At 67.3% G+C, this 26,612-nt stretch carries 24 protein-coding genes; 14 read left to right on the forward strand and 10 right to left on the reverse strand.

Translation table 11 applies throughout. From position 1 onward, the window contains the following. Positions 1-13: 13 nt before the first annotated feature. The 5 genes from ssb (at position 14) to NRB20_RS16900 (ending at position 8,787) form a co-directional block, all read left to right on the forward strand. Positions 14-511, forward strand: a complete 498-nt coding sequence (gene ssb / locus NRB20_RS16880) for a single-stranded DNA-binding protein (RefSeq protein WP_153411060.1) — start codon at positions 14-16, stop codon at positions 509-511. A gap of 108 nt (positions 512-619) precedes the next feature. After that, positions 620-2,296 carry an energy-dependent translational throttle protein EttA gene (gene ettA / locus NRB20_RS16885; RefSeq protein WP_153411061.1) on the forward strand — a complete coding sequence of 559 codons (1,677 nt, stop codon included), beginning with the start codon at positions 620-622 and terminating at the stop codon, positions 2,294-2,296. 279 nt (positions 2,297-2,575) lie between these two features. Beyond that, positions 2,576-7,465: an NAD-glutamate dehydrogenase gene (locus NRB20_RS16890; RefSeq protein WP_153411062.1), complete on the forward strand. Its 4,890-nt coding sequence runs from the start codon at positions 2,576-2,578 to the stop codon at positions 7,463-7,465. Positions 7,466-7,643: 178 nt separating this feature from the next. Continuing rightward, positions 7,644-8,105: an acyl-CoA thioesterase gene (locus NRB20_RS16895; RefSeq protein ID WP_319945018.1), complete on the forward strand. Its 462-nt coding sequence runs from the start codon at positions 7,644-7,646 to the stop codon at positions 8,103-8,105. A gap of 13 nt (positions 8,106-8,118) precedes the next feature. After that, a complete protein-coding gene (locus tag NRB20_RS16900) occupies positions 8,119-8,787 on the forward strand; it encodes a hypothetical protein (protein ID WP_406603843.1) in 669 nt (222 codons plus the stop codon). 39 nt (positions 8,788-8,826) lie between these two features. On the opposite strand, the gene NRB20_RS16905 is transcribed toward NRB20_RS16900, so the two are convergent. The 3 genes from NRB20_RS16905 to NRB20_RS39770 all read right to left on the reverse strand — a co-directional run bounded on the left by NRB20_RS16905 (position 8,827) and on the right by NRB20_RS39770 (position 10,910). Further along, positions 8,827-9,456: a phosphatase PAP2 family protein gene (locus NRB20_RS16905; RefSeq protein ID WP_153411065.1), complete on the reverse strand. Its 630-nt coding sequence runs from the start codon at positions 9,454-9,456 to the stop codon at positions 8,827-8,829. Positions 9,457-9,615: 159 nt separating this feature from the next. Beyond that, complete coding sequence (locus NRB20_RS16910; RefSeq protein ID WP_153411066.1) at positions 9,616-9,930, reverse strand: AzlD domain-containing protein; 315 nt, start codon at positions 9,928-9,930, stop codon at positions 9,616-9,618. After that, on the reverse strand, positions 9,927-10,910 hold the full coding sequence (locus tag NRB20_RS39770) for an AzlC family ABC transporter permease (protein ID WP_454786542.1): 984 nt from the start codon (positions 10,908-10,910) through the stop codon (positions 9,927-9,929). Before NRB20_RS39770 ends, NRB20_RS16910 begins: the two co-directional genes overlap by 4 nt. A 76-nt stretch (positions 10,911-10,986) precedes the next feature. Here NRB20_RS39770 and NRB20_RS16920 point away from each other — a divergent pair, with 76 nt between their 5' ends. Beyond that, positions 10,987-11,559: a helix-turn-helix domain-containing protein gene (locus tag NRB20_RS16920; RefSeq protein WP_153411068.1), complete on the forward strand. Its 573-nt coding sequence runs from the start codon at positions 10,987-10,989 to the stop codon at positions 11,557-11,559. A 49-nt stretch (positions 11,560-11,608) separates the two neighbouring features. Here NRB20_RS16920 and NRB20_RS16925 read toward each other — a convergent pair whose 3' ends face one another. Continuing rightward, positions 11,609-12,340 (reverse strand): HNH endonuclease, encoded by a 732-nt coding sequence (locus tag NRB20_RS16925; protein WP_194289888.1) that lies wholly within the window; start codon positions 12,338-12,340, stop codon positions 11,609-11,611. A gap of 278 nt (positions 12,341-12,618) precedes the next feature. Between NRB20_RS16925 and NRB20_RS16930 the strand changes: the two genes are divergently transcribed. From NRB20_RS16930 to NRB20_RS16960, 7 genes are all read left to right on the forward strand, one after another. Continuing rightward, positions 12,619-13,029, forward strand: coding sequence for a globin (locus NRB20_RS16930; protein WP_319945019.1), 411 nt, complete (start codon positions 12,619-12,621; stop codon positions 13,027-13,029). A 178-nt stretch (positions 13,030-13,207) separates the two neighbouring features. Beyond that, the gene (locus tag NRB20_RS16935) at positions 13,208-14,854 is read left to right on the forward strand and encodes a glycoside hydrolase family 13 protein (RefSeq protein WP_153411069.1); all 1,647 of its coding nucleotides are present in this window, start codon (positions 13,208-13,210) and stop codon (positions 14,852-14,854) included. Positions 14,855-14,933: 79 nt separating this feature from the next. Continuing rightward, on the forward strand, positions 14,934-15,206 hold the full coding sequence (gene ctaJ / locus NRB20_RS16940; RefSeq protein ID WP_319945021.1) for an aa3-type cytochrome oxidase subunit CtaJ: 273 nt from the start codon (positions 14,934-14,936) through the stop codon (positions 15,204-15,206). Then, positions 15,193-15,663 (forward strand): DUF5130 family protein, encoded by a 471-nt coding sequence (locus tag NRB20_RS16945; protein WP_319945022.1) that lies wholly within the window; start codon positions 15,193-15,195, stop codon positions 15,661-15,663. The genes ctaJ and NRB20_RS16945 overlap by 14 nt, the downstream gene beginning before the upstream one ends. A gap of 482 nt (positions 15,664-16,145) precedes the next feature. Beyond that, the gene (locus NRB20_RS16950; protein ID WP_153411070.1) at positions 16,146-17,357 is read left to right on the forward strand and encodes an acyl-CoA dehydrogenase family protein; all 1,212 of its coding nucleotides are present in this window, start codon (positions 16,146-16,148) and stop codon (positions 17,355-17,357) included. 21 nt (positions 17,358-17,378) lie between these two features. Further along, positions 17,379-18,023 carry a TetR/AcrR family transcriptional regulator gene (locus NRB20_RS16955; RefSeq protein WP_153411071.1) on the forward strand — a complete coding sequence of 215 codons (645 nt, stop codon included), beginning with the start codon at positions 17,379-17,381 and terminating at the stop codon, positions 18,021-18,023. Between the two features lie 70 nt (positions 18,024-18,093). Beyond that, positions 18,094-18,489 (forward strand): helix-turn-helix domain-containing protein, encoded by a 396-nt coding sequence (locus tag NRB20_RS16960; RefSeq protein ID WP_153411072.1) that lies wholly within the window; start codon positions 18,094-18,096, stop codon positions 18,487-18,489. A gap of 260 nt (positions 18,490-18,749) precedes the next feature. Here the strand turns inward: NRB20_RS16960 and NRB20_RS16965 are convergent, their stop codons facing one another. The 3 genes from NRB20_RS16965 to pepN form a co-directional block, all read right to left on the reverse strand. After that, the gene (locus NRB20_RS16965; RefSeq protein ID WP_153411073.1) at positions 18,750-19,340 is read right to left on the reverse strand and encodes a ClpP family protease; all 591 of its coding nucleotides are present in this window, start codon (positions 19,338-19,340) and stop codon (positions 18,750-18,752) included. Between the two features lie 31 nt (positions 19,341-19,371). Next, positions 19,372-19,977: a ClpP family protease gene (locus tag NRB20_RS16970; protein WP_153411074.1), complete on the reverse strand. Its 606-nt coding sequence runs from the start codon at positions 19,975-19,977 to the stop codon at positions 19,372-19,374. A 426-nt stretch (positions 19,978-20,403) separates the two neighbouring features. Then, a complete protein-coding gene (pepN, locus tag NRB20_RS16975) occupies positions 20,404-22,992 on the reverse strand; it encodes an aminopeptidase N (RefSeq protein ID WP_153411075.1) in 2,589 nt (862 codons plus the stop codon). A 310-nt stretch (positions 22,993-23,302) separates the two neighbouring features. Here pepN and NRB20_RS16980 point away from each other — a divergent pair, with 310 nt between their 5' ends. Then, positions 23,303-24,139: a phosphoribosylaminoimidazolesuccinocarboxamide synthase gene (locus tag NRB20_RS16980; RefSeq protein WP_153411076.1), complete on the forward strand. Its 837-nt coding sequence runs from the start codon at positions 23,303-23,305 to the stop codon at positions 24,137-24,139. Positions 24,140-24,145: 6 nt separating this feature from the next. Here the strand turns inward: NRB20_RS16980 and NRB20_RS16985 are convergent, their stop codons facing one another. The 3 genes from NRB20_RS16985 to NRB20_RS16995 all read right to left on the reverse strand — a co-directional run bounded on the left by NRB20_RS16985 (position 24,146) and on the right by NRB20_RS16995 (position 26,493). Beyond that, entirely contained in the window at positions 24,146-24,640 is a 495-nt protein-coding gene (locus tag NRB20_RS16985; RefSeq protein ID WP_153411077.1) for a Uma2 family endonuclease, read from the reverse strand. A 111-nt stretch (positions 24,641-24,751) separates the two neighbouring features. Next, positions 24,752-25,957 carry an RNA polymerase sigma factor gene (locus NRB20_RS16990; protein ID WP_319945039.1) on the reverse strand — a complete coding sequence of 402 codons (1,206 nt, stop codon included), beginning with the start codon at positions 25,955-25,957 and terminating at the stop codon, positions 24,752-24,754. A gap of 134 nt (positions 25,958-26,091) precedes the next feature. Further along, complete coding sequence (locus NRB20_RS16995; RefSeq protein WP_319945023.1) at positions 26,092-26,493, reverse strand: YciI family protein; 402 nt, start codon at positions 26,491-26,493, stop codon at positions 26,092-26,094. Between the last annotated feature and the right edge of the window lie 119 nt (positions 26,494-26,612).

Consider the following 26,612-nt stretch of genomic DNA (forward strand, 5'->3'; position numbering starts at 1 on the left):
AAGGGGTGGAGTCATGTACGAGGCATATACGGCACTGGTCGGCAATGTGGTCACCCATCCGGTGCGACGCAGCCTGCCCAACGGGCAGCAGTTGGTCACCTTCCGGATGGCCAGCAATGCGCGCAGACTCGATCGCGGCAGTGGGGACTGGGTCGACAACGGGACGGTGTACGTCACGGTGAACTGCTGGCGCAAACTGGTCGAGGGGGTCGATGCCTCGCTGAGCGTCGGCGATCCGATCCTGGTCTACGGCCAGTTGCGGTCGAACGAATACCGCACCAAGGAGGGGCATACCCGGCAGGATCTCGAACTGCGGGCCAATGCGATCGGACCGGATCTGGGCCGCTGTACCGCCACGGTGCTGCGGCGCGGGAATTATCGAAAACCCACCGAACCGCGGTTCTCCGATTCCGCGCCCGCACCGTCGTCGGACGCGGAGGCCGGAGTGCCGACCGAGCCCACCACGCGACTCGTGGCGGTGCTCGATTCGGACGCTTCCGGGCGCGGGTAGGGCTGTTCGCACACGGGGCGGATACGATCGCTCCGCACTGTCATCGCGCGGTGCATCGGCGCCGGGCTCCCCGCGTGAGCGGGGATGAGCCACACTAGGGTGAGGGATATGGCTGAGTTCATTTACCAGATGAGGAAAGTTCGTAAGGCGCACGGCGACAAGGTCGTCCTGGACGATGTGACCCTGAACTTCCTTCCCGGTGCCAAGATCGGTGTCGTCGGGCCGAACGGCGCTGGTAAGTCCAGCGTGCTGAAGATCATGGCCGGACTGGATCAGCCCAACAACGGTGATGCGTTCCTGGCTCCCGGTGCGACCGTCGGCATCCTGCAGCAGGAACCCCCGCTGAACGAGGAGAAGACCGTCCGCGGCAACGTCGAGGAGGGTCTCGGCGAGGTCAAGGTCAAGCTGGACCGGTTCAACGAGATCGCCGAACTGATGGCGACCGACTACTCCGACGAGCTCATGGACGAGATGGGCAAACTCCAGGAATACCTGGACCACGCCGACGCGTGGGATATCGACTCCCAGCTCGAGCAGGCCATGGACGCGCTGCGCTGCCCGCCGCCGGACGAGCCGGTCACCAACCTCTCCGGTGGTGAGCGTCGCCGGGTCGCGCTGTGCAAACTGCTGCTGAGCAAGCCGGACCTGCTGCTGCTGGACGAGCCGACCAACCACCTGGATGCCGAGAGCGTGCTGTGGCTCGAACAGCACCTGGCCTCCTATGCCGGCGCCGTCCTGGCCGTGACCCACGACCGGTACTTCCTGGACAACGTCGCGGAGTGGATCCTCGAGCTCGACCGCGGCCGCGCCTACCCGTACGAGGGCAACTACTCCACCTACCTGGAGAAGAAGGCGCAGCGCCTCGAGGTCCAGGGCAAGAAGGACCAGAAGCTGCAGAAGCGCCTCAAGGAGGAGCTGGCCTGGGTCCGTTCCGGCGCCAAGGCCCGGCAGGCCAAGAACAAGGCGCGTCTGGGCCGGTACGAGGAGATGGCCGCCGAGGCCGAGAAGCACCGCAAGTTGGACTTCGAGGAGATCCAGATCCCCGCGGGGCCGCGCCTGGGCAGTGTCGTGGTCGAGGTCGAGCACCTGGACAAGGGTTTCGGCGATCGCCAGCTGATCAAGGATCTGTCGTTCACGTTGCCGCGCAACGGAATCGTCGGTGTCATCGGCCCCAACGGTGTCGGTAAGACCACGCTGTTCAAGACCATCGTCGGACTCGAGTCGCCGGACAGCGGCGAGGTGAAGGTCGGCGAGACGGTCAAGCTCAGCTACGTCGACCAGAACCGCGCCGGGATCGACCCGAAGAAGAATGTGTGGCAGGTCGTTTCGGACGGTCTGGACTTCATCGAGGTCGGCAACCAGGAGATGCCCTCGCGCGCCTACGTCAGCGCGTTCGGATTCAAGGGCCCGGATCAGCAGAAGCCGGCCGGGGTGCTCTCCGGTGGTGAGCGCAACCGCCTCAACCTGGCGCTGACCCTCAAGCAGGGCGGCAACCTGATCCTGCTCGACGAGCCGACCAACGACCTGGACGTGGAGACCCTGAGTTCGCTGGAGAACGCGCTCGAGCAGTTCCCCGGCTGCGCCGTGGTCATCTCCCACGACCGCTGGTTCCTGGACCGCACCTGCACGCATATCCTTGCGTGGGAAGGTGATTCGGACAACGAGGCGTCCTGGTTCTGGTTCGAGGGCAACTTCGAGGCTTACGAGGCCAACAAGATCGAGCGGCTCGGACCGGAGGCGGCCAGGCCGCATCGGGTCACCCACCGCAAGCTCACCCGGGACTGATCCCGCCCCGGCGCCGCTACCGCGCGGTAACCCTCCGGCGAAACGTGTGTTTCGCCACAATTGGATAGAATCGCCCAACGTGCAACGGGCGCAACATATGTCGGGCTTCACCTGGTAGTTCGGTCATGTCCGAGTGAGGTAGGACCAACCGGGCCGCATTGGCGGCTGGGCGTCGCCGAAGCTTTGGGAAGTATTTCCTTCAGCGTTCGCGACGCCCAGCTACCCTCGACTCCGGCGTCACTTTGTTACGGAACCTAATCCGAGGAGTTGGCGAAGAAAATGACGGTCTCGTCCGAATTGTCCAGTGCCGCTTGGGCGGCGGGGTTACCGGAGCCGCTGCGGGGCGAACTCGCGACGCTCGAGGAAGCCTATTTCCGCCATGCGGACACCGGCGATGTGGACTGTGCTATCAGCGGAAGTTCGAGTCTGGTGTTCCGCCGACACCTCGAGCTCGGTATGCAGCGGCGCGCGGGCGAGCGTCGCGTCCTGGTCCACCACCCCGACGACAACACCGGGCTGGGTGCGGCGGTCCAGCTCGTCACCGATGACATGCCCATGCTGGTCGAATCGGTCACGGCCGCACTGACCAGGATCGGAGTCAGCGTCAGCGAGGTGATCCACCCGATCTTCGAGGTGATCCGCGACGCCGACGGACGTCTCGAATCCGCCGCCGCGCACGAGGTGGACGGCCACGGCATGATCGGGCTGCGCGAGTCCTGGATGCATGTGCAACTGCATCCCTCGACCAGCCGCGAACTGCTGGCGCGGGTGGAGAACGAGATCCCCGACGTCCTCACCGACGTGCGCCAGGTCATCGGCGACACCCAGGCCATGCGCACCGTGCAGGACACCCTCGCTGGGGCGTTGAAACTCGCCGCGAAGAACGGCACCGCGCCGTTCTCCTCGACCGATCTGATCGACTGCGCGAATCTGCTGCGCTGGCTGGCCGACGGTCACTTCACCGTGCTCGGTTACGCCCGCTACGAGCGCGCCGCCACGGCGACGAAATCCGTTGTGGTGCCGGACAGTTGCCTCGGCGTGCTGCGCCCGGACGTGGGCACCGACTTCCGCGTTCCCGTCAACGGCGGTGACCGTCCACTGCTGATGCTGACCCAGGGGCTGGTCCCGGCCACGGTGCACCGCTCGGTCTACCCCTACTTCATCGGTGTCGCGGACTTCGACGACACCGGCGCGCTGATCGGGAAACACGTCTTCATCGGCGTGTTCACCGTCGCCGCACTGCACGAGAACGTGCTGGACATCCCGGTGATCGAGCGCCGGGTCCGGTCGGTCATCGAGGCCAGCGGATTCGATCTGGAGTCCTTCTCCGGGCAGGCCATGCTGGAGGTGATCCAGTCCTTCCCGCGCACCGAGCTGTTCTCCTCGGACGCCGAGACGATGCGTCGCACGGCCGGTGCGGTGCTGAATGTCGGTATGCGACGGCAGGTTCGGCTGTTCCTGCGCTCGGACTCCTACGGTCGTTTCGTGGCCTGCATGGTGTATCTGCCGCGCGACCGCTACACCACCGCGGTCCGGCTCGAGATGCAGGAGATCCTGGTCCGCGAACTGGGCGGCGTCTCCATCGACTATTCCGCGCGGGTGTCCGAGAACGAGCTCGCCAGTGTGTATTTCACCGTGCGCCTCGCGCAGCCGGGCACCCCGGTGGACGCCTCGGAGGCGAACCGGCTGCGCATCCAGGATCTGCTCGGCCAGGCGAGCCACACCTGGGACGACGAGCTGCGCGAGGTGGTGTCCAGCTCCACGGTGCTCGATCCCGCTGTCGTGCAACGGTATTCCGATGCGCTGCCCGAGGCGTACAAGGCCGATTTCGATCCGGCCCGCGCGCTGGCCGATGTGGTACGGCTCGAACATCTGGGCGGCGACCGCATCGAGCAGCATCTGTATCGGCGGCCCGGATCCGATTCCGGCTCATGGCGTTTCACGCTCTACGTGGGCAGCGGCGTCTCGCTGAGCCAGGTGCTGCCGCTGTTGCAGAGCCTGGGCGTCGAGGTGGTCGACGAGCGTCCGTACCAGGTGTCCTTCGAGGACGACCGGGAGTGCTGGATCTACGATTTCGGCCTCCAGGCCCGCCCGGATCTGCTCAGCCGCGCGCTGGACCGGAACATGGACGCCGAACTCATCGAGACCCCCGAGCGGCTCGACATGTTCGAGGCCCAGGAGCGCGGTCTGCGCGAGCGTTTCACCGAGGCGTTCGACGCGCTCTGGTACGGCCGCGCCTCGGCCGACGCACTGAACGAACTGGTCCTGCGCGCCGGTCTGCACTGGCGCACGGTCTCGATCCTGCGCGCCTACTCGAGGTACCTGCAACAGGCCGATTTCCCCTACAGCCAGGCCAATATCGCCCGCGTGCTGCTGGCCGCCCCCGATGCGGCGCGGTTGTTCGTGGAGCTGTTCGCGGCGCTGTTCGATCCCGATTCCGCCTCGCCGGAACGGGCCGCCGAGCTCGAGCAGGCGGTGGCCGAGCGGATCAACGAGGTGGTGAGCCTGGATGCCGACCGCATCCTGCGCGCGATCCTGAGCCTGGTGAAGGCGACGTTGCGGACCAACTACTACCGCACCGACGAGAACGGCGAACCCCGCTCCTACCTGTCGATCAAGGTGGAACCGCAGGAAATCGCCGAATTGCCCAAGCCCAGGCCACAATTCGAGATCTTCGTGTACTCGCCTCGGGTCGAGGGTGTGCACCTGCGGTTCGGGCCCGTGGCCCGTGGCGGGTTGCGATGGTCCGACCGGCTGGAGGATTTCCGGACCGAGATCCTGGGGCTGGTGAAGGCGCAGGCGGTCAAGAACGCCGTGATCGTGCCGGTCGGTGCCAAGGGCGGTTTCGTGGTGAAGCACCCGCCCGCCGCGACCGGTGATCCGGGCGCGGACCGGCAGGCGATGCAGGCCGAGGGGATCGCGTGCTATCGGACGTTCATCTCGGGTCTGCTGGATGTGACCGACAACGTGGATCACGCGTCGGGTGCGGTGATCCCGCCCGAGCGCGTGGTGCGCCGCGATGGTGACGACACATATCTGGTGGTGGCCGCGGACAAGGGCACCGCGACGTTCTCCGACATCGCCAACGAGGTCGCGCAGTCGTACGGGTTCTGGCTCGGCGACGCGTTCGCGTCGGGTGGTTCGGCGGGCTACGACCACAAGGCCATGGGCATCACCGCCAAGGGCGCGTGGGAGAGCGTGAAGCGGCACTTCGCCGAGATGGATATCGACACGCAGACAACGGATTTCACTGTCGTCGGTGTGGGTGACATGTCGGGTGACGTGTTCGGCAACGGCATGCTGCTCTCACGCCACATTCGCCTGGTGGCCGCGTTCGATCACCGCCACATCTTCCTGGACCCGAATCCGGATGCGGCCACGTCGTTCGTGGAGCGGGAGCGGATGTTCGCGCTGCCGCGGTCGTCCTGGGCGGATTATGACAAATCCCTGATCAGCGCCGGTGGCGGGGTATTCGACCGCACGGTCAAGGCGGTGCCGATCAGCCCGCAGGCGCGCGCCGCGCTGGGCCTGGCTGACAACGTCACCACGCTCTCGCCCCCGGAATTGATGCGCGCGATCCTGCTGTCCCCGGTGGATCTGCTGTGGAACGGAGGTATCGGCACCTACGTGAAGGCGTCGAGCGAATCCAACTCCGAGGTCGGCGACAAGGCCAACGACGCGATCCGGGTCAACGCGAATGCCATGCGGGTCAAGGTGATCGGCGAGGGCGGCAACCTCGGCGCCACCGCGCTGGGCCGAATCCAGTTCTGCGCCAACGGCGGCAAGATGAACACCGACGCGCTGGACAACTCCGCGGGCGTGGACTGCTCGGACCACGAGGTCAATATCAAGGTGCTGCTCGACGGCGTGGTGACCAGCGGTGAGCTGCCCGCGGGCGACCGCAACGCGCTGCTGGCCTCGATGACCGACGACGTGTCCTCGATGGTGTTGGCGGACAACGTATCCCAGAACTTCCTGATGGGGATGTCCCGCACCGAGGCGCCGCGCATGCTGAATGTGCACATGCGCGTCATCGACGATCTGGAAGAGCGTCGCGGGCTGGATCGCGAACTCGAGGCGCTGCCCTCGGACGCGGAGATGAACCGCCGGGCCGAGATCGGTACCGGTCTGACCTCGCCCGAATTGGCGAATCTCATGGCGCACGTGAAGCTTTCGCTCAAGGCCGATCTGCTCGAGACCGATCTACCGGACAGCCCGTACTTCTCGGCGCGGCTGCCGGAGTACTTCCCGGTGCCGTTGCGGGAGCGGTTCGGCGCGGCGATCAAGCGGCATCGGCTGCACAGCGAGATCGTCACCACCATGGTCGTCAACGAGATGGTGGATCTGGGCGGTATCACCTACGCGCATCGGCTGAACGAGGAGATCGGCGCGGGCACCGGCGATTCGGTGCGGGCGTTCGCGGCGGCGAGCCAGATCTTCGATCTGCACTCGATCTGGGAGCGGATCCGGGCCGCGGACACCTCCGTCGCAGTCAAGGACGATCTGGAGCTCGAGACCAAGCGGACCCTCGATCGGGCCTCGCGCTGGTTGCTGAGCAACCGGCCGCAGCCGGTCGCGGTCGGGTCGGAGATACACCGGTACAACGAGCAGGTGCGGGCGCTCGCGCCGGAGGTGCCGGGGTGGCTGCGCGGTCACCACATCGACACCCTCCAGGAACAGTCGACGAAACTGATCGCCCGCGGCGCGCCGGAGGCCCTGGCCACCGAGGTGTTCGGCCTGCTCAATCTGTTCCCGCTGCTGGACATCATCGATATCGCCGACATCACCGAACGCGACGGCGCCGAGGTGGGCGCGCTGTACTACGCGCTCAACGAACACCTCAAGGTCGACTGGCTGTTGCAGGCGGTCAGCCACCTCGAACGCGGTGATCGCTGGCACGCCCTGGCTCGTCTCGCGCTGCGTGACGACATGTACTCCTCGCTGCGTTCGCTCACCCTGGACGTGCTCTCGGCCGGTGATCCGGAGGAGACCGCCGAGGAGAAGATCGCCTACTGGGAGTCGAAGAACCAGGCCCGCCTCGGCCGCGCCCGCGCCGCCCTGTCGGAACTGTTCCAATCCGGCACCCACGACCTGGCCACCCTGTCGGTCGCGGCCCGCCAGGTCCGCAGCATGGTCAGCGGCGTCGGCGTGCAGTCCGACCTGCGCTGAACGTCGTCCCGCCGGTCGCCCTGATCCGGGCGACCGGCGGGACGCGCAGCCGTGGGTTCGGAACGACCACTCGATGCTGGTCCGGTGCGCGCTGCCCGGCATACTGGGTAGCCGATTCGGTCCGCGCGGTGTGGCGGTGGCGCCGGACGGGCTCAGTGCTTCTATCGGGAGGTATCGCGTGACCAGTGTCGACTCGCCGCAGAGTGACGGGGGTGTCGAGGCCGAGGCGCCGCGGCATTTCCACACCAAGGTCGAGGTGCGGTGGTCCGATATGGATGTGTTCCAGCACATCAACCACGCTCGGATGGTGACGTTGCTGGAGGAGGCGCGGATTCCGTGGCTGTTCGGTGAGGGGAAGCCGACCGACGGGTTGCGCACCGGGTGCGTGCTGGTCGATCTGCATGTGCAGTACAAGGGGCAGTTGCGGCACGAGGACACGCCGCTGGACGTGTCGATGTGGGTCGAGCAGTTGCGGGCGGTGGATTTCACCATCGGGTACGAGGTGCGGGCCGCGGGTGCGGCGCCGGATTCGCGGGCGTCGGTGATCGCGACCACGCAGATGGCCGCCTTCGACATCGATACCCAGCGCCTGCGCCGGTTGACCCCGAGCGAGCGCGACTATCTGGCGCTGTGGAAGTGACGATACGGCGATGATGCCCGGACAGGGAACGCTGCTGGTTCCCGATCCCGCCGAACGCGAGAACCTCAGCACCTTCGTCGGTCGCGCCGTGCGCCTGGACCCGGCCGCGGTGATCCGGCTGCGACGTCGCGGTGATCGCTACGTCTCCGCTTGGGCCGCAACGAGTTTCGAGGTGCTGGCGGTGCGCACGGTGGTCGGTGAACTCGGTGTCGACGATGTCACCGCCGGTGGGGATGTGTTGCTGACCGGTCTACGCGCGCCCGCGTCGGACGGCCGGATCGATCTCGGATTCTCCATGGATTCGGCCTGGCGTACCGCGCTGCCGCCGGTGACGGGTTTCAGCCACATCGACGACATTCCGGCCCGTTCGTTGGTCGAATTGGCCGAGCGCGGTGTGGAATTGGCCGCCGAACACGGCAGTGGACACGGTCCGCCCGCCTCGCTGCTGGAGCAGACCGTGCTGACCGTCACCGGGGCGGGAGAGCGGGCCGAGGTGCCGATGCGCGTGGTGTTCGCGCTGACCGCAATGGATTTCATCCCGCACGGGGGTGATCGTCCCGATGCGCGGCGGATCGCTCCCGGTGAGATCGTCCGGGTCCGGGCCAGCCGCACCTGGCTGCGTCTGGACGCCCGCTACGGTTCGGTGGCTCGTCGTCGCGGACCGGCCCTGCTCGCGCGCTGACCCCCTGTTTGCGCGTCGAACTGTCTCGTCGAGGCGGTACTAGGTGTGCACGGGTGCGGCTGCGGTCAGCACCGGACGCAACGGCCCGTCCGACAGCCGGTTCACCAGGGGAGTGACGTAGCGCCGCAACAGAATTGCGGTGAAGTAACCGACGACCACACCCACGATGGCTCCGGCGAGGACGTCGTGCGGATAGTGCGCGCCCACGTACACCCGGGAGATCCCCATGATCGTCGCGGCGACGAATGCCCAGATGCCGAGTCGCCGGTTGACCACCAGTAGCGCCACCGCCATGGCGAACACCACGACGGTGTGATTGCTCGGAAAGGAGTAGTCGTCCGGCGCGGGGCATTTCTCCAGCAGGAATGCGCTGGGGAACCGGTAGCAGGGACGCCGTTCGGAGATGATCAGCTTGATCGCGTCGTTGACGACATAGGCGATGACCGCGACGAACGGCACCGCCAGCGCCGCGGCCATCACCGACGCGTCACGTCGGCGGGCGAGCCACCAGCCGATGACCATGAACACCACGAACAGCCCGACCCCGACTCCGCTGTATACGGTCATCGGGGTATTCAGCCAGGAGGTGTCCCTGGCGAACCGGGTCGTGTCGACGTACCAGGATCCATCGATACCGGCTGGATCCAAGCTCAGGATGTCGCTGGTCATATCCTCGATTTCTCGATCGAGGTGCGGCCGCTCGTCGCCCCGCACCGTGCCCGGACAGATCATCCAGGCTCGCACAGGCCCGCTGAGAAATTGCTGAGCGCGACTCGCAGCGCTTATGCCGAAGTTACGAAGCGCAGTGCTCGGGCGACTCCGGCAGCGTCAGGCGACTCCGGCCAAACGCAACAGCGCCGTGGTGGCCGCGGCACCGATGGCGACCACCACCAACGGCACCTTCCGCCAGGCGAGCACCACCGCGACCAGCACCCCGGCGGGCAGTGCGAATCGAGCCCGATGATCGGCCGGAACGAGGGTGGTCACCGCCAACGCGGTCAACAGCACAACCGACCCGATCTCCAGAAATTGAGCGATCCGAGGCGGAAACGTCAGCCGCCGTCGCAACACCGGCCCGGCCAACCGAATCCCGAACGTACCGACAGCCAGACAAGCGGCCCCGGCGATCAACGCGACATTCATGACGCCGCAATCCGTTCCGCGTTCGATGACCCGACTGCCATGCTCGTTGGGTCGCTCGCGTACGTCGGGCCGGTTGTCGCAGCGGCCGCGCGCCTCGGGTCGGTTGTCTCACTCAAATAGCTGATTGCCGTGTTCGACGGTGTGACCGTGGCACCCGATGGACCGATCATCGCATTCGAAGGATCGGCTATCGCATCCGATGAACCGGGGGTCGCACTCGTTGTGGCTGTTGTCGGCTGTAGCGAGTCGCGGTGGGGAGCGGGCAGCATTCTCGTGATCACATCACCCCGACGACCGCGCAGTTTGTCGGTCATATGTTGTGCGGTGAGCACGACGAACGCGGCGGGCAGGGCCAGCAGTACCGGCAGACCTGCGGGTAGGAACACGGCGGCGACCACGGCCACCACGGCTCCGGCCAACGCGGCGTGCCGGGTTCGACGATCTCGCAGGGCGGGCAGCGCCAGCGCGATGAGTACGGCGGGGAACACCGCGTCCAGCCCGAACTCGTCCGGATTCGGGACCGCGGTGCCCAGGCCGACGCCGAGCAGCGCGCCCACCGGCCAGGCCAGCAGCACGCCCAGGCCGCAGAGCCAGTAGGCAGCGCGGCTGCGTTCGCGATCGGATTCGCCCAGTGCCATGGCGACCGATTCGTCGTTCATGACGTGCGTGCCGAGCAGTCGCCGCCAACCGGTGCCCAGCACGTCGGGCAGGGCCAGCCCGTACGGTAGATGCCGGGCATTGACCAGCAGTCCGGCCAATACCGCCGCGATCGGTCCGCCACCTGCGGCGATAATGCCGACGAAGAGGAATTCCGAGCCGCCGGCCAGCACCAGCACACTGAGTACGATCGGCAGCCAGGCGGGCAGTCCGGAGGTGACCGCCGTGGCCCCGTAGGACACGCCGATCACGCAGACGGCCAGGCAGACCGCTGCGATTCCGGTGAGGTCACCGCGACTCAGTGTTCGTTGTATCGAACGCACGACTTCTATAGTGAACACCGCATCGCGGTTCGTCAACGTCGCCCGGAGCACACCCCATGTACCCTTCGGAATCACCATGACCGAGCAGGAAAGCGTTCCCGAATCGACCCCGCAGCAGACGATCGCGGCCGGACTGCGCCGTGAGCGCGCCCGGTCCGGGCTCTCGCTCACCGAGGTCGCCAAGCGCGCCGGAATCGCGAAATCGACGCTGTCGCAACTGGAATCGGGTTCGGGCAATCCGAGTATCGAAACCCTGTGGGCGCTGTGCACCGCCCTGGGCATCCCGTTCTCGAATCTGCTGGACCCGCCGCAACCGCAGGTCCGGGTGATCCGCGCCGGTCAGGGCCCGGAGGTCGCGTCCTCCACCTCGCGCTACCGGGCCACCCTGCTCGCCGCCGCCCCGCCCAACGTCCGCCGCGACCTGTTCCGCATCACCGCCGAACCCGGCCACCCCCGCGACTCGGACCCACACCTGCACGGCAGCGTCGAACACGTCCTGCTGGCCGCCGGCCGCGCCATGGTCGGCCCTGCCGACGACCCCGCCGAACTACATCCGGGCGACTACATCTGCTACCCCGGCGACCGCCCCCACGTCTTCGAGGCCCTCGAACCCGGCACCTGGGGCATGCTCGCCAGCGACTTCATCTGACCCCTTCCGCCGCAACACATTCCGGTCGACGACGGTTGCCGGCGCCGGATTACGCCGCGCCCTCGCCGAGGTACTGCAACCACACCGGGTCCAGGTCGGCGGTGGTGGACAGCAGCCGCCAGTGCGGGCCCTTGGGAGCGACCATCGGGTGGCGGAGGGTCCAGCCGAGTTCGCTGAGCATCTTGTCGGCCTTGCGATGGTTGCAGGGTGCGCAGGAGGCGACGCAGTTCTCCCAGGAGTGCGCGCCGCCGCGGCTGCGCGGGATGACGTGATCGATGGTCTCGGCCTTGCCGCCGCAGTAGGCGCAGCGGTATCGGTCGCGGTGCATGAGGGCCGCGCGGGTCATCGGGACGCGCGCGCGATAGGGGACTCGGACGTAGTTGCGCAGTCGGATCACCGAGGGCAGCGCGATCGACGCACCGGCCGAATGCACGACCGGACCCTCGGCGTTGTGGTGCACGGCATCGGCCTTGTCGCAGATCAGCAGCACGATGGCGCGACGTGCGGACAGGGCGGTCAGCGGCTCGTAGGTGGCGTTCAGAAGCAGCACCCGGCGCTTGCGCCATGCTGGCTGCGGTGGATTTTCCAGATTGCGATGCACCGGAGTGTCGCAGGGAGAATGTTCGGAATGCTCGCGATCGGGGTGGTCACGATCGGGATGGGAATGGTCGGACAGGATGTGCAGCGGAATGGCCCCCGACCCACGATTGTGGACGTCGGCGGGCTGGAGTTGTCGATGCGCTCTGGCCTCTTGTGACCGAGCGCCGTGCCGCTGCTTCATGAGGACCCCGAATTCGTGTAGTCCGGTTCGTGTGGTATCTGGGCACAGACACTGCCACCCAGTTGACCACGGAACCCGTACCAATGCACGAGTATTTCGCACATTGTCGGGCACGTTCGGGTGAACAACGCGTGATCGGCGGCCGTCCCACGCTCGACCGGCCGGTTCGCCGCCGCCGACTATGCTTCGAATGCGGCGGGCCCATTCGGCCGCGAGGGACGGTAGGCGGCCCGGATGACGTCCGGTTGCCGCGCACGAGGCGATGAAGGAGCGAGCAGGTGGCCGGTGAGCGACAGGTGACGGAACCGGCGACGTTCTACGAGGCGGTCGGCGGCGCGGAGACCTTCCACCGGCTGGTGGCGACGTTCTATCGTGAGGTCGCCGCCGACGAGGTGTTGCGCCCGCTGTATCCGGAGGAGGATCTCGGCCCGGCCGAACGTCGCCTGCGGATGTTCCTCGAACAGTACTGGGGCGGCCCGCGCACCTACTCCGACGAGCGCGGACATCCGCGACTGCGCATGCGGCACATGCCGTTTCGGATCGGCCCGATCGAACGCGACGCCTGGTTGCGCTGTATGCGCATCGCGGTCGAGGAGATCGGATCCGAGGTGCTGGACGACGAACACCGCCGCGCGCTGCTCGATTACCTGGAGATGGCGGCAAATTCGCTGGTCAACTCGACTTTCTGAACCTTGTGGCACAAAACCTGGTGCAACCCAAAGCTTTTCCGGGCGGCGGGCATCGGCTGCTGATCATTTGCCGAATGTCGCCAACACTAGGTAGTTGCCGCACCTTCGCCGGAAACCTTTGGCACTATTGGGTGTCGTGACGCCTTCATCACCCGGAGATCCGGCGGTAGGGCCGGATATGGGGTCCTCCGTGGTTGTGCCGACGGCCTCGTCCGGGCCCGATGCTTCCGACGAATCAACAGTGCTCGAGTCCGGTCCGCCCGGCGGGCAGTGGTGGCGCTCGGCCGTGTTCTACCAGGTCTATCCGCGCTCGTTCGCCGATTCCGGCGGTGACGGGGTGGGCGATCTGGGTGGCCTGCTGGAGCGGCTCGGCTATCTGGAGTTGCTCGGCGTGGACGCGCTGTGGATCTGCCCGGTGATGCGCTCGCCGATGGCCGACGGCGGGTACGACGTCAGCGATCCGCGCGATATCGATCCGCTGTTCGGCGATATCGCGGTGCTCGACGAGGTGCTCGAGGAGGCGCACGACCGGGGGATGCGGGTCACCATGGATCTGGTGCCCAATCACACCAGTGACCGGCATCCGTGGTTCACCGCCGCGTTGCGGGCCGCACCCGGCAGCCCCGAACGCGAGCGCTACATCTTCCGCGACGGCCGCGGCCCGAAGGGGGCCGAGCCGCCGAACAACTGGCCCAGCATCTTCGGCGGTCCCGCGTGGACGCGCGTCACCGAGCCGAACGGTAAGCCCGGCCAGTGGTACCTGCACATCTTCGCGCCCGAACAGCCCGATCTGAACTGGGAGAATCCCGAGGTCGTCGCGGATTTCGAACAGACCATGCGGTTCTGGCTGAACCGCGGCGTGGACGGTTTCCGGATCGATGTCGCGCACGGGATGGCCAAACCGCCCGGCCTGCCCGATATGGACCGGGTCAACACCGCGATGCTCGTGCACGACGACAACGACCCGCGCTTCAACGATCCGGGCGTGCACGACATCCACCGCCGCCTGCGCAAGGTGCTCGACGAGTACCCGGACGCGGTGTCGATCGGTGAGGTGTGGGTCGATGACAACGTGCGTTTCGGTGAGTACGTGCGGTCCGACGAACTCCATCTCGCCTTCAACTTCCGCCTCGCCGAGACCTCCTTCGACGCCGCGAAAATCCGTGCCGCGGTCGATAATTCGATCGAAGCGGTGGCCGCGGTGGGTGCCGTGCCGACCTGGACGCTGTCCAATCACGACATCGAACGCGAGGTGACCCGGTACGGCGGCGGCGCGGTGGGGCTGCGCCGGGCGCGCGCGATGATCCTGCTCGAACTGGCCCTACCGGGTGCGGTGTTCCTCTACAACGGTTCGGAACTGGGCCTGCCCAATGTCGACGATCTGCCCGAGGACGCGCTGCGCGATCCGACGTGGGAGCGCTCCGGGCACACCGAACGCGGCCGCGACGGGTGCCGGGTGCCGATCCCGTGGGAGGGCCGGCAGCCGCCGTTCGGTTTCACCAGCGCCGAGCAGTCCTGGCTGCCGATCCCGCCGCAGTGGGCCGGGCTGACGGTGGAGTCGCAGCTCGAACGGCTCGACTCGATGGTGTCGCTGTGCCGGATGGCGATCGAATTGCGCAGTGTGCGACCGGAATTCGCCGGTGACGGGCTGGAGTGGTATGGCAGTCCGGTCGGCTGCCTGGCGTTCCGGCGCGCGGGTGGATTGATCTGTGCGGTCAACACCTCGTCCGTGCCGACGCCGCTGCCGCCCGGTGAGGTGCTGCTGTCCAGCGTGCCGCTCGACGGCGCGATGCTGCCGCCCGATACGGCGGTGTGGCTGGTGTAGCGGGTGCGGGAATCGACACGCGCGGGCGAACAGCTCACCAGTCGGCACGGCGTCCGGGCGCATCGTCTACCGTTGGGTCGTGAGCATTCTCGAGACAGTGCTGATCTTCCTCGGCATTCCGCTGGTGATCTACGCGGTCATCGCGGGGTTGTCGTTCCTCGGCAAACCGTATCCCGGGGAGAAGCCGGTCCACTACAACCTCGGCGACAAGTGGACCGCGGACCCGGTGCTGTGGAGCGCGACCGACGAGGTGACCGGCCACGGCCACCACGACGCCTCGCACGGCGCCCACGACGCAATCGAATCCGCGGAGTCGGACCTGATCGGAGGCCGGGCAAGTGGCAAGTTCTAATTGGCCCGCGGTGGTCGAGGCAGACCTCCCACACGGGTGGGTCGTCACCACCAGCGGACGCGTGTCCGGGGTTCACGAGCCGGGCACCGTGTTCAGGGAGGCGCCGTTCAGCGACACCGAGCGGTTGATCATGGACAACACGCTCACCGAGGTCACCCGCGCTACCAAGGTCCGGTTCAACGTCTTCATCGGTGAGCTGGGCGCGGATTCGGCCGCGGGCGCGGACGCGATCTTCCCGCACACGCCCGAGGCGGCGCGTTCGGTGCTCATCGCCGTCTCCCCGAACGACAAGGCCGTCGAGGTCCGTTCGGGCCGCGACGTCGCCGACCGCGTCAACGACCGGATCTGCCAGCTCGGTCTGACCGCGCTGCTCAGCTCGCTGCGTCAAGGTGAGCTGATCGACGGGCTGGTCTCGGCGGTTCGGGTCATGGGTTCGGCTATCGGCCGTCCCAGCTGATCGACGTCTTCGGACAACTACAGACTGTTTCGCGATCCCGTGCACGGGCGCGTACCTGGTTGAGGTGCGTGCTCGTGCACGGGATCGTGTGTATGTGCCGGTGTGGTGCGCTCGTTGTACGAGCGTCGGCGGATCGCGGTGCGGCCGGTGCGTTCGAGATGGTCCTGTGGGACAACACGTACGGCTGTCCGAGGACCACAACGCAGTCGTTGACCGCCACTGTCTACGCGGGGACGCGGGGACGCGGGGACGCGGGGACGCGGGGACGCGGGGACGCGGGGACGACGCGGCAAAATGTGAACTATGGCTCCGGTAATCCTAGTCCTCATTGGGCTTCGGCGTTGCGATCTGTACCTCTTTTCTGTGAAAGATGGTTCTGATCAAGCAATTCTGGAGATACCCGTTGACCGGCCAGGCTCGACTCGGCAGACTTGAGTAAACCGGAATGGTGATTCTCATTATCGCGTCGATTGGAGGGCCGGATGACGGTCCGAGCAGAGTCCGAAGTACGTTCGCCCGAGTTGGCCGGGCGGGTCGAGGAGTTGAAGGAGCGGGCGCGCAGGCTGCGGCGGGAGTTGCCGGACAGCGCCGCGGCCGCCGATGCCGAGAACGCCGACTCGGCCGAGAGTATGCGCAAGATCTGGGAGGCCGGGCTGTACGAGTTCCATCTGCCGCGGCGTTACGGCGGTATCACCGATGGCGATCCGGGCGTGCTGACCGAGGATTTCCTGGAGATCGTGCTGGATCTGTGCGCCGGTGATTCGGCGGCGGGGATGAACTACAGCGTGCAGACGTTGGTGACCACCGAGATCTTCGGCACCGACAACGGTCTGCCCGAATCGACCAAGGCCGAGCTGGCGGAGCTGATCACGCGCGACGGTGTCAGGCTGGTCGCCTCGAATGCCGAAACCGGTTCCGCGCGACCGGTTCTCGGCCGCGTCGTGCCCGGCGGGATCCGGATCAGCGGGGTGAAGTCGTTCAATACCAACAGCGGCGGTGGCGGCTGGGCCAACGTCGGGCTGCGGATGTCGCCGGACGACCAGCCGATGAGCTATCACGCGCTGGTGCCGCTGGACAGCGAAGGTGTGCGGTGCACCCACGAGTGGGACATGATGGGGCAGCGCGGAACACACAGTCAGACAATCGAATACAACGACGTCTTCGTGCCGGATGGTTACCATTTCCCGCGGCCCGGGATGTCGCCCGGGGCGTTGTCGGCCCTGTTCCTCGCGCACTCCGCGATCATGCTCGGACCCGGATACGGCGCGCTGGACGCGGCGCTGGACTACGTCCGCAAACTCGACCGATCGACGTTGCCCGGCGAATTCGATTCCGCCACAACCGATCCCCTGGTGCGTCGGCGGATCGGGGAGTACGTGTCGACCCTGGGCGCCGCGCGGGCGTACCTGCTGCGCACCGCGGGGCAGGTGGCCGGCGGTATGGACGATCTGGACCTGACCATCGAGTCGTTCGCGGTCAAGGTCGCGTGCGTGAAGGCCGCGCTCGACGTCACCGCGGGCATCTTCGATTTGACCGGCGCCCGCAGCGCGTCGAACCGGTACCGCTTCGACCGTTTCTGGCGCAACGCCCGGACCTTCTCCCTGCACGATCCGACCGACGCCAAGGAGGTCTGGGTCGGCGACTACCACCTGACCGGGGCCGAGCCGCCGGTGGTCGCGTATCTGCGGGTGTAGTGCCCGGGTAGCCTCCATGCCATGAGCGCCGAGGTCACGGGTGCCGCGGGGCCGCGCCCCCCGCAGCAGGAGCGGAGCCGGGAGGCGCTGCGGAAGGTGCTGGCCGCCGCCGAGGACATCCTGCGCACCGAGGGCCCCGACGCGTTCACCATGGCCGGGGTCGCCGAGCGGGCCGGGGTGTCGGTCGGCGCGGTGTACCGGCGGTTCGCGGGCCGGGAAGAGCTGGTCAACGCGGTGAAGGATCGCCTGATCGACAACATGGAGAGTGAGTTGTCCGCGGCGCTGGCCGCCGCGGACGACTCGCTCGAGGGTGTCGTGGACGCGTTCGCCGGCGCGATCGTGCGCGGGTTGTCCGCGGGCACCGATGTGTTCCCACATCTGTTGAGCGGCAAGGGCGGTGAGGCGAAACAGGAACGGACCGGCCGCGCGGTGGCCGTCATGCAGCGCCTGTTCCTCGACGCCGCGGGCGCCCACGCGGCCCAGGTCCGCCGCGCCGATCCGGTGACGGCTCTGGCGACGGTCTTCCGCGTCCTGCTCGGCGGCTGCATCCACCGCATGCTGACGGTGCAGAACGTCCCCGACGGCATCTCCTGGCAACGCTGGATCGAGGAGACCTCCGATATGGCCGTCGTATATCTGACCACGCCCGGTCGACACCACGAATGAGCTGCGGCCCGATATCTGCTGTGAGCAGAATCGAGGCGTGCCGCGGGCGGGGTGATCGTAGGCTCGGAACATGGCCGAGCATCCACGACTTCATGCCATCCCCGGCGGACGAGACGAACGCACCGGGCCGGATGCGCCTCGGCCCGCGCCGGCGCGGCACACCGGCGAGCCGCTGTGGCGGGAGGCGCTCGGGCGGAGGTTGCGCGCGTTGCGCGGTGAGCAGGGGGAGACCCTCGTCGAAACCGCTGGGCGCGCAGGCGTTTCGCCGCAGTACCTGTCCGAGGTCGAGCGCGGGCGCAAGGATCCCTCCAGCGAGATGGTCGCCGCCCTGGCCGGAGCGCTGGGCGTCACCCTCGTCGGCCTCACCGAACAGGTCGTGCGGGATCTACATCAGCGGCACCGCACCGAATTCGCGTCAGGGGCGCGTCGCAACTCGGGTCCCACGATGTACGCCCTTGCCGCCTGAGCTCTCGGATATCGTGTCGCGGATGTGTCGGCGCGCCGTAGGCGGGTTGCACCGTCGGCGAGGTCGAGCCGATGGCCGGTGGTCGTAGGCAGTCGGCCGCAGCGATCCGGATCATCGGGTGAGTTCGGTATTCCCTTGCGCTGCAGTCGCATTCCGTTCGGCGTGCCAGGTACGGGCCGCCTCGACATCGTCGATGTGGTTGTACGCCCACGATCGCAGCACCGCAACCGTGTCGCTGAGGCCGCGGGTTCAGCGGCCGATCACGCGACGGGGTCGAGGATCTGGTCGATCAGGCCGTAGTCGACGGCGGTGTGGGCGGTGAAGACACGGTCGCGGTCGGTGTCGTGGCGGAGGGTTTCGACGTTCTGGCCGGTGTGGCGGGACAGGATGGATTCGATTTCCGCGCGCATGCGGACCAACTCGTCGGCTTGCAGGATGAGGTCGGGGATCGCGCCCTGGCCTCGGGTGGCGGGCTGGTGCAGGACGACGCGGCCGTGCGGGAGCATCGCGCGACGTCCGGTCGAGCCACCCGCCAGCAACACCGCGCTGACGGCGATGGCCTGGCCGACGCAGGTGGTCGCGACGGGGGACCGGATGTACTGCATGGTGTCGTAGACCGCGAGCATGGCGGGCAGGTCGCCGCCCTCGCAGTTGATGTAGAGGTTGATGTCCTGGCCGGGGCTGTCGGCGTCCAGGTGCAGCAGTTGGGCGATGAGGGCGTTCGCAACACCGGCGTCGATGGGAGTGCCCAGGTAGACGATCCGCTCGGTGAGCAGATGCGAGTAGACGTCCATGATCCGCTCGCCGCGCGGATGCTGGGCGATGACATTGGGAATCGTGTAGCTGGTCATGAGTGCGCCTCTGCGGTCGTGGTCGGCTCGGTCACGCGTTGATGCCGACGCGCGGTCGTTGCGGGATGATCTGGTCGAAGGAGTCCACGATCCGGTCCACGAAGCCGTACGCCCGGGCCTGCTCGGCGGTGAACCAGCGATCGTGCAGCGAATCCTCGTAGATGCGGTCGAACCGCTGGCCGGTGTCCTCGGCGATGATGCCGAGCACCGTGTTCACCGTGTGCCGCAGATCGTCCGCCTGCACCTCGACCTCACCGGCGGTGCCGCCGATCCCGGACGAGCCCTGATGCATCAGGATGCGGGCGTGCGGCAGCGCGAAACGTCGCCCGGGACTGCCCGCGGACAGCAGGAATTGTCCTGCGCTGCAAGCCAATCCGAGCGCCAGCGTGGACACCTCGCACGGGATCAGCCGCATGGTGTCGCGGATCGCGAGCATCGAGGGCACCGAACCGCCGGGGGAGTGGATCCACAGCGAGACGGGCGCGTCGGGATCCTCGGCGGCGAGGGTGAGCAGTTGCGTCATCAACACGGTGCCGTTGTCGTCGTCCAACGGTCCGTCCAGTACCAGAATGCGGCGGCCGAACAGCTGTTCGCGCATCCGCCAACCGAACATCGGAGTCTTGTCGTCCTGAGCCATGCCTCCACGATGCCGCGCGAACGCCGGGAAATCGCGCCACGCTGCTCTGGGCGGATCAGCTCACAGCAGCGAACGCTTCGGGGACGAGTTGAACTGGTGTGCAACCACTTTCGGATGTCAAACCGGCAACGTCAGCGGTCGCGGAGCGGAATGTCGCAGGGCGGTTCGACGCCCATTCGAGAGGTGCTGTGCGCGTCGGACCAAGTGATGTCGTTGCCGACCGCCGACTTCATTCAGCGACCGCATCGATCGGCGAGTGTCGTTGGGCAGCAACCTGTTCGGCAGTTATCGGACCCGGCCCACGGGGCGGTCTTTCGGCGGTCCGGGATCGTCCGGCGCGCCGATGTAGGCTGCGACGCAGGGGCCGGATACGCCGCCGACCCCCTCCCACGACGGTGGAAGGGGGCCGGCTAGTTCGCGCCTGACTCAGCTGGCGTCGAAAGTCCTTGCGCGCAAGGAGCGTTCGATGCCCGCTTTACCCTCGACCACCAGGCGGCGCAGGGCCGGGGGATGGTCGTCGGCGAGGAACTTGTCCGCCACGGCGACGGCCTCGTCGGTGATCGCCCAGTGCGGGTAGAGGCCGACCACGACGGTCTGCGCGACCTCGCTCGAACGCCGCTCCCACACCGCCGGGATCTCGGCGAAGTAGCGCTCGACGTAGGGGGCGAGCAGATCGGCCTGACCGGCCGGTGCGAAGCCGCCCACGATGGCGCGGGTGGTGATGTTCGGCAGCGAATCGTCGGTCAGCACCGAATCCCAGGCGCTCTGCTTGACCTGCGCCTGCGGGCGGGCGGTCGCGGCGGAGGCGGCCTGACGGCGGCCCGCGGCGGTCTGGTCGCGATCCAATTCGCTGTCGATGACCGGTGTTTCGACACCGTCGGCATCGATGACGCCGGATGCTGCCAGTGCCTGCACGACACGCCAGCGCAGATCGGTGTCGACCACCAGACCGGGCAGCCCGGACGTCGCGGCATCGCCGGACAGCAGCGCGTGCAGCACCTCGGTATGCGCCGGGGACAACCGCGCGCCGGTCAACGCGTTGACGAAGGCGAGCTGATGATCCGACCCCGCCTCGGCCGCCCGCGCCAGCTCCAGCAGCCGGTCGGCGAATTCGGGCCAGCCGGTGGCCGCGGCCCAGTCCGGTTCGGCGTAGCTGCTCAGCGCGGTGTTCGCCTGCATCAGAAGACGTTGCACCACACCGATTTCCGACTCCGCGCCGACACCACTGCGCACCAGGGCGACGAAATCGCGGGCCCGCATCTCGGCCTGACGGGTCATCTCCCACGCGGCCGACCAGCACAGCGTGCGCGGCAGCGATTCGGCGATATCGGCGATGCGGGTGGTGACCGTGTCCAGGGACTCCGGATCCAGCCGCACCGAGCAGTAGGTGAGGTCGTCGTCGTTGATCAGCACCAGCTTGCCGCGTTCGACGCCGACCAGTTCGGGCACCTCGGTGCGTGCGGCGGCGTCCACGTCGAGCTCGATACGCTTGGTGCGCACCAGCTTTCCGTTCTCATCGTCGTAGATGCCGATGGCCAGGCGGTGCGTGCGGTACTCACCGGCGCCGGGCGCGGCGCCCTCCTGCACCACCGCGAACGAGGTGAACTTGCCGTCCGCCACCTCGAACTCCGGGCGCAGGATGTTCAGGCCGGTGGTCTTGAGCCACTGCGCGCCCCAGCTGGAAAGGTCACGGCCCGAAGACTTTTCGAGCGCGCCGACCAGATCGTCGAAGGTGGCGTTACCGTAGGCGTGGTCGGCGAAGTAGTCGCGCAGCCCGGCCAGGAACGGCTCCTCGCCGACGTAGGCGACCAGCTGCTTGAGCACCGAAGCGCCCTTGGCATAGGTGATTCCGTCGAAGTTGACCTCCACCGCGGCCAGATCCGGGATGTCCGCGGCGATCGGATGCGTGGAGGGCAGCTGGTCCTGCCGGTACGCCCACGACTTCTCGACATTCGCGAAAGTCGTCCAGGCACTGGTGTATTCGGTCGCGGAGGTCTGGCACAGCACCGAGGCGAAGGTCGCGAAGGACTCGTTCAGCCACAGGTCGTCCCACCACTTCATGGTGACCAGATCGCCGAACCACATGTGCGCCATCTCGTGCAGCACTGTCTCGCAACGGCGCTCGTAGGAGGCGCGAGTCACCTTGGAGCGGAACACATAATCCTCGAGGAAGGTGACCGCGCCCGCGTTCTCCATTGCGCCCGCGTTGAATTCGGGCACGAACAGCTGGTCGTACTTGCCGAACGCGTACGGCACACCGAAATTCGCGTGATAGAAGCCGAAACCCTGTTTGGTCTCGGTGAACAGCCGCTCGGCGTCCATGTGCTCGGCCAGCGACGCGCGGCAGTAGATGCCCAGCGGGATGTCGCCGTGGTCGTCGGCGTAGCTGTCGGTCCACTTCGCGTACGGACCGGCGATCAGCGCGACCAGGTAGGTGCTCATCTTCGGGGTGGTGGCGAAGGTGTGCCGGACCACCTCGCCGGTCTGCTGGGTGTCGGTGGTCGCGCCGTTGGAGATGACCTCCCAGTCCCGCGGCGCGGTGACGACGACGTCGTAGGTCGCCTTCAGGTCCGGCTGGTCGAAGCAGGCGAACATCCGCTTGGCATCGGCTGTTTCGAACTGCGAGTAGAGGTAGACCTTGTCGTCGGTGGGGTCGACGAAGCGGTGCAGACCCTCACCGGTGTGCGAGTATTCGGCGTCGGCCTCGACGACGAGTTCGTTGCGCTCGGCCAGGCCGGTCACGGTCAGGCCCACGGACTCGTCGTACTCGCCGATCTCGACCGGGACGCCGTTGAGCACCGCGGACCGCACACCGGCGCCGACGAAATCGATGAACGTCTGCGTGCCGGGCTGCGCGGTGAAGGTGACGGTGGACCGGGAGAAGAACGTCTCACCGGCGCTCGTATCGGGACCGGTCGGCTGACCCGTCAGGTCGAGTTCGACGCGGTAGTTCTCCACGGTGATCGTCGCGGCCCGTGCGAGCGCCTGCTCACGGGTGAGGTTCGGTGCGGACAAGGAGACTCCTTCGCTGGTCGGAGAACTGTGCCGGGCAGGCTGCCCCATCCGGTCCGGGGACGGGCGACGCGCTCGGCTCGGTGCGTCGTGCGGTCCGCGACCCGCCGCGCCGACCGGGATCACCTGTCGTGCACGGGTGCGAATGCAACGTTGCCCAGAATGCCACGTTGTCCGCGAGCGGGGGTGTGTACGTGCCCGCGACCGGCGGCGGCGTACCCCTCGGTAGGCTGTGCGGCGTCCGCGCGGCTCGGTGCCGAGCGCGCTGGGCCGGACATCGGGTGAGTCACCGCCGCGCATACGAGGAGGACAGTTGAAGCACATCCACGCGGGTAAGGTGCGCGATCTGTACGAGGACGGCGATTCGCTGATCCTGGTCGCATCGGATCGCGTCTCGGTCTACGACGTGGTGCTGCCGACGCCGATCCCCGACAAGGGTGCGCTGCTGACCCAGCTGTCCAACTGGTGGTTCGAGCATCTGTCCGGCATCCCCAACCACGTGCTGTCCACGACGGATGTGCCCGCGGAGTTCGCCGGACGCGCGGTCCGGGTGCAGCCGCTGAAGATGGTGCAGGTCGAATGCATCGCCCGCGGTTACCTGTCCGGCTCGGGCCTGAAGGAGTACCAGCGCACCGGATCGGTCTCCGGCATCGCGCTGCCGCCAGGCCTGCGCGAGGGCGACCGCCTGCCCGAACCGATCTTCACCCCGACCACCAAGGCTTCGGTCGGCCACGACGAGCCGATCACCTTCGAGGACGTCGTCGCCCAGGAAGGCCGCGAGGTCGCCGAGCACCTGCGCGACCTGACCCTCGAGATTTACACCCGCGGCGCCGCCCACGCCGCCGACCGTGGCGTCATCATCGCCGACACCAAGGTCGAATTCGGCTGGGACGCAGACACTCTCACCCTCGGCGACGAGGTCCTCACCTCGGATTCCTCCCGCTACTGGCCCGCCGCCTCCTGGCAGCCCGGCGCCCCCCAGCCCTCCTTCGACAAACAGTTCGTCCGCGACTGGTCCACCTCCACCGGCTGGAACAAGGAATACCCGGGCCCCGAAATCCCCGCCGACATCGTCACCGCCACCCGCGCCAAGTACCAGGAAGCCTACGAACTGATCACCGGCACCCCCTGGACCGTCCCGACCGCCTGACAGCGCCTAGCCCAGATCGACCCGCACACCAGCGATTTCAACCGGTGCGCTGATCGGCTCGGTGACGACGGTCTGGTAGCCGACCGATGTCGGTTCGGTATGCAACGTCCACACCTCACGTTCCGGGTCGACGATCAAGTACTCGGGAACCCCGGCCGCCGCACAGATGCCGGGTTTGTCGATGTAGTCGGTCTCCCTGCTGCTGTTGGAGACGATCTCGACAAAGGTCAGCGCCTTCGACGCGTGCAGCTCGGAATTGATGTGAAAGATGCTGATGTCGGGAGCTTTGTCGTTCTTGCCGGTACCGGCGACCTTGACATCCGATTCGATGCGAAGACCGGGCGCTTTGACACGGATACGGAATGCGATGTCGAAGATGGCGTGCCAGTGTGCGGAGCGCTGCGGTGATACGACGATTACGTCCCCCTTGGCGTCGGCCCGGAACCCCTCGGGCACGTCCATTGCCGCTGCGATTTCTACCAGCTCGTTGTGCAAGCTCATGCGCGCTCCTGTTTGTGGGTAGCCCTCTCTCGACGGCCAGGGCTACCCGAGTCCTGGCCGGGAAGGGACGAGTGTCTTATGGGTGCTGAAAGATGTTGTGCACCAGTGTTATCAGCGTAGGCGGGCGGCGCGGAGGAGGAGGTAGTCGCGTTCGGGGGTGTTGGTGGCTTTGCGGGCGGCGGATGTGTAGTAGGTGATCGCGGTGGGGTGGTCGTGGGCCATTTCGTGGAGGTGGGCTCGGACCGCGTCGAGGCGGTGGGTGGTGGGGAGGGTGGGGTCGAGGGTGGCGGTTATGGCCAGGGCGGCGGCGGGGCCGTGCACCATGGCTACCGCTACCGCGCGGTTCAGGGTGATCAGGGGGTTGGGGGTGAGGGATTCCAATTTGTTGTACAGCAACAGGATTCGGGGCCAGTCGGTGTCCTCGGCGCGGTGGGCCTGGGCGTGCAGGGCCGCTATGGCCGCTTGCAGACGGTAGGGGCCTTCGAGGCCGGAGGCGATGGCCGTGGTGGTCAGGCGGATGCCTTCGGTGAGCTGGGTGCGGTTCCAGCGGGTGCGGTCCTGCTCGGGCAGGGGGATGAGTTCGCCGCTGGGGCCGGTGCGGGCGGCGCGGCGGGCGTCGGTGAGCAGCATCAGGGCCAGCAGCGCGGTGACCTCGGGGTCGTCGGGGCGGAAGCGGCGGGTCAGGCGGGTCAGGCGGATGGCCTCGGCGGCCAGGTCGGCGCGGTGCACCGCCTCGCCGGTGGAGGCGGTGTGGCCCTCGGTGAACATCAGGTACAGCACGTGCAGCACCGATTCGCGGCGGTCGGTCCACGCGGCGGCCTCGGCTCGATCCGAGAGCGCGAAGGGGCGTTCCAGTGTGGCGAGACGCTTCTTCGCGCGTGAAATCCGTTGCGCCATGGTCGCTTCCGGGATCAGGAAGGCGTGCGCGATCTCCTCGGTGGTGAGTCCACCGACCGCGCGCAACGTCAACGCGATCGCGCTTGCCGGGGACAGCGCGGGATGACAGCACAGCAGCAACAGGGTGAGGGTGTCCTCGCGCGCGGACCCGATATCGTTGTCCGGCCGCACATCTCGCGTCGCGGCGGTGACCTCGCGATTACGCCGGGCGATCTCGGACCGCACCGCGTCGACCAGCCGCCGCTGCGCGACCTGGATCAGCCAGCCTCTGGGATTGTCCGGCAGTCCGCTCTCGGGCCACTGCGTCGCGGCCGCCAGCATCGCCTCCTGCACCGCGTCCTCGGCGGCATCGAAATCCCCGAACCGCCGCGCCAGCACCCCGAGTACCGTCGGAGCGACTTCCCGCAGCAGATACGCGATCTCCCGATCCGGCCCACCGGCCCCGACACGGTCCGATCCGACGACCGTGCCGGACGAACGGGACCGGGACGGCGTTCCGGTGGGCGGCTCGACTGCCGAACTCTCAGATTCTCTTGCAGCGGAACGGGATTCGCTCACGAGTCGGTCGCGGGTGCGGCCATGACCTGCCGGACCTCGATGCGTTCACCGATCGGCTTGCCGCCCGGACCGGGAGCGGCCGAAGCCTGGGCGGCGATCTCGACGGCGCGCTCGGGGGTGTCCACGTCGACGATCCAGTACCCGGCCAGGAACTCCTTGGTCTCGGGGAACGGGCCGTCGGTCACCACCGGGGCCGAGCGGCCGTCGGAGCTGACCACCAGAGCCTGATCGGGAAACGCCAGCCCCTGGGCGTCGACCAGTTCCCCGGAATCGCGCAACTGTTCGCCCAGCATGCGCTGGAAATCGATGTGCGCGGCGATCTCCTCGGGCGTCCACTCGGTAATCGGGGTGTCGCAGAATTCGGCGGGCGCATAGGTCTTGATCAGCATGTATTTCACGGTCGGCTCCTGGTGTCGGTTCGGCGGTCGCTCGGCGCAGGCGGTAACGCCCGCGCCTCGCATCGGGGTTGTTCCCTGAAAGGTCGGAACCGGCGGCCCGGAATCATCACATCCAGATA

It is taken from the genome of Nocardia macrotermitis (assembly GCF_009604405.1).
GTDB lineage: Bacteria > Actinomycetota > Actinomycetes > Mycobacteriales > Mycobacteriaceae > Nocardia > Nocardia macrotermitis.

Excerpts from the sequence above, each read along its gene's own strand:
- ssb (WP_153411060.1), top strand. The coding sequence starts at position 14 with ATGTACGAGGCATATACGGCACTGGTCGGCAATGTGGTCACCCATCCG.
- ettA (WP_153411061.1), top strand. The coding sequence starts at position 620 with ATGGCTGAGTTCATTTACCAGATGAGGAAAGTTCGTAAGGCGCACGGC.
- NRB20_RS16890 (WP_153411062.1), top strand. The coding sequence starts at position 2,576 with ATGACGGTCTCGTCCGAATTGTCCAGTGCCGCTTGGGCGGCGGGGTTA.
- NRB20_RS16900 (WP_406603843.1), top strand. The coding sequence starts at position 8,119 with ATGCCCGGACAGGGAACGCTGCTGGTTCCCGATCCCGCCGAACGCGAG.
- NRB20_RS16905 (WP_153411065.1), bottom strand. The coding sequence starts at position 9,456 with ATGACCAGCGACATCCTGAGCTTGGATCCAGCCGGTATCGATGGATCC.
- NRB20_RS16910 (WP_153411066.1), bottom strand. The coding sequence starts at position 9,930 with ATGAATGTCGCGTTGATCGCCGGGGCCGCTTGTCTGGCTGTCGGTACG.
- NRB20_RS16920 (WP_153411068.1), top strand. The coding sequence starts at position 10,987 with ATGACCGAGCAGGAAAGCGTTCCCGAATCGACCCCGCAGCAGACGATC.
- NRB20_RS16925 (WP_194289888.1), bottom strand. The coding sequence starts at position 12,340 with ATGAAGCAGCGGCACGGCGCTCGGTCACAAGAGGCCAGAGCGCATCGA.
- NRB20_RS16935 (WP_153411069.1), top strand. The coding sequence starts at position 13,208 with ATGGGGTCCTCCGTGGTTGTGCCGACGGCCTCGTCCGGGCCCGATGCT.
- NRB20_RS16950 (WP_153411070.1), top strand. The coding sequence starts at position 16,146 with ATGACGGTCCGAGCAGAGTCCGAAGTACGTTCGCCCGAGTTGGCCGGG.
- NRB20_RS16955 (WP_153411071.1), top strand. The coding sequence starts at position 17,379 with ATGAGCGCCGAGGTCACGGGTGCCGCGGGGCCGCGCCCCCCGCAGCAG.
- NRB20_RS16960 (WP_153411072.1), top strand. The coding sequence starts at position 18,094 with ATGGCCGAGCATCCACGACTTCATGCCATCCCCGGCGGACGAGACGAA.
- NRB20_RS16965 (WP_153411073.1), bottom strand. The coding sequence starts at position 19,340 with ATGACCAGCTACACGATTCCCAATGTCATCGCCCAGCATCCGCGCGGC.
- NRB20_RS16970 (WP_153411074.1), bottom strand. The coding sequence starts at position 19,977 with ATGGCTCAGGACGACAAGACTCCGATGTTCGGTTGGCGGATGCGCGAA.
- NRB20_RS16985 (WP_153411077.1), bottom strand. The coding sequence starts at position 24,640 with ATGAGCTTGCACAACGAGCTGGTAGAAATCGCAGCGGCAATGGACGTG.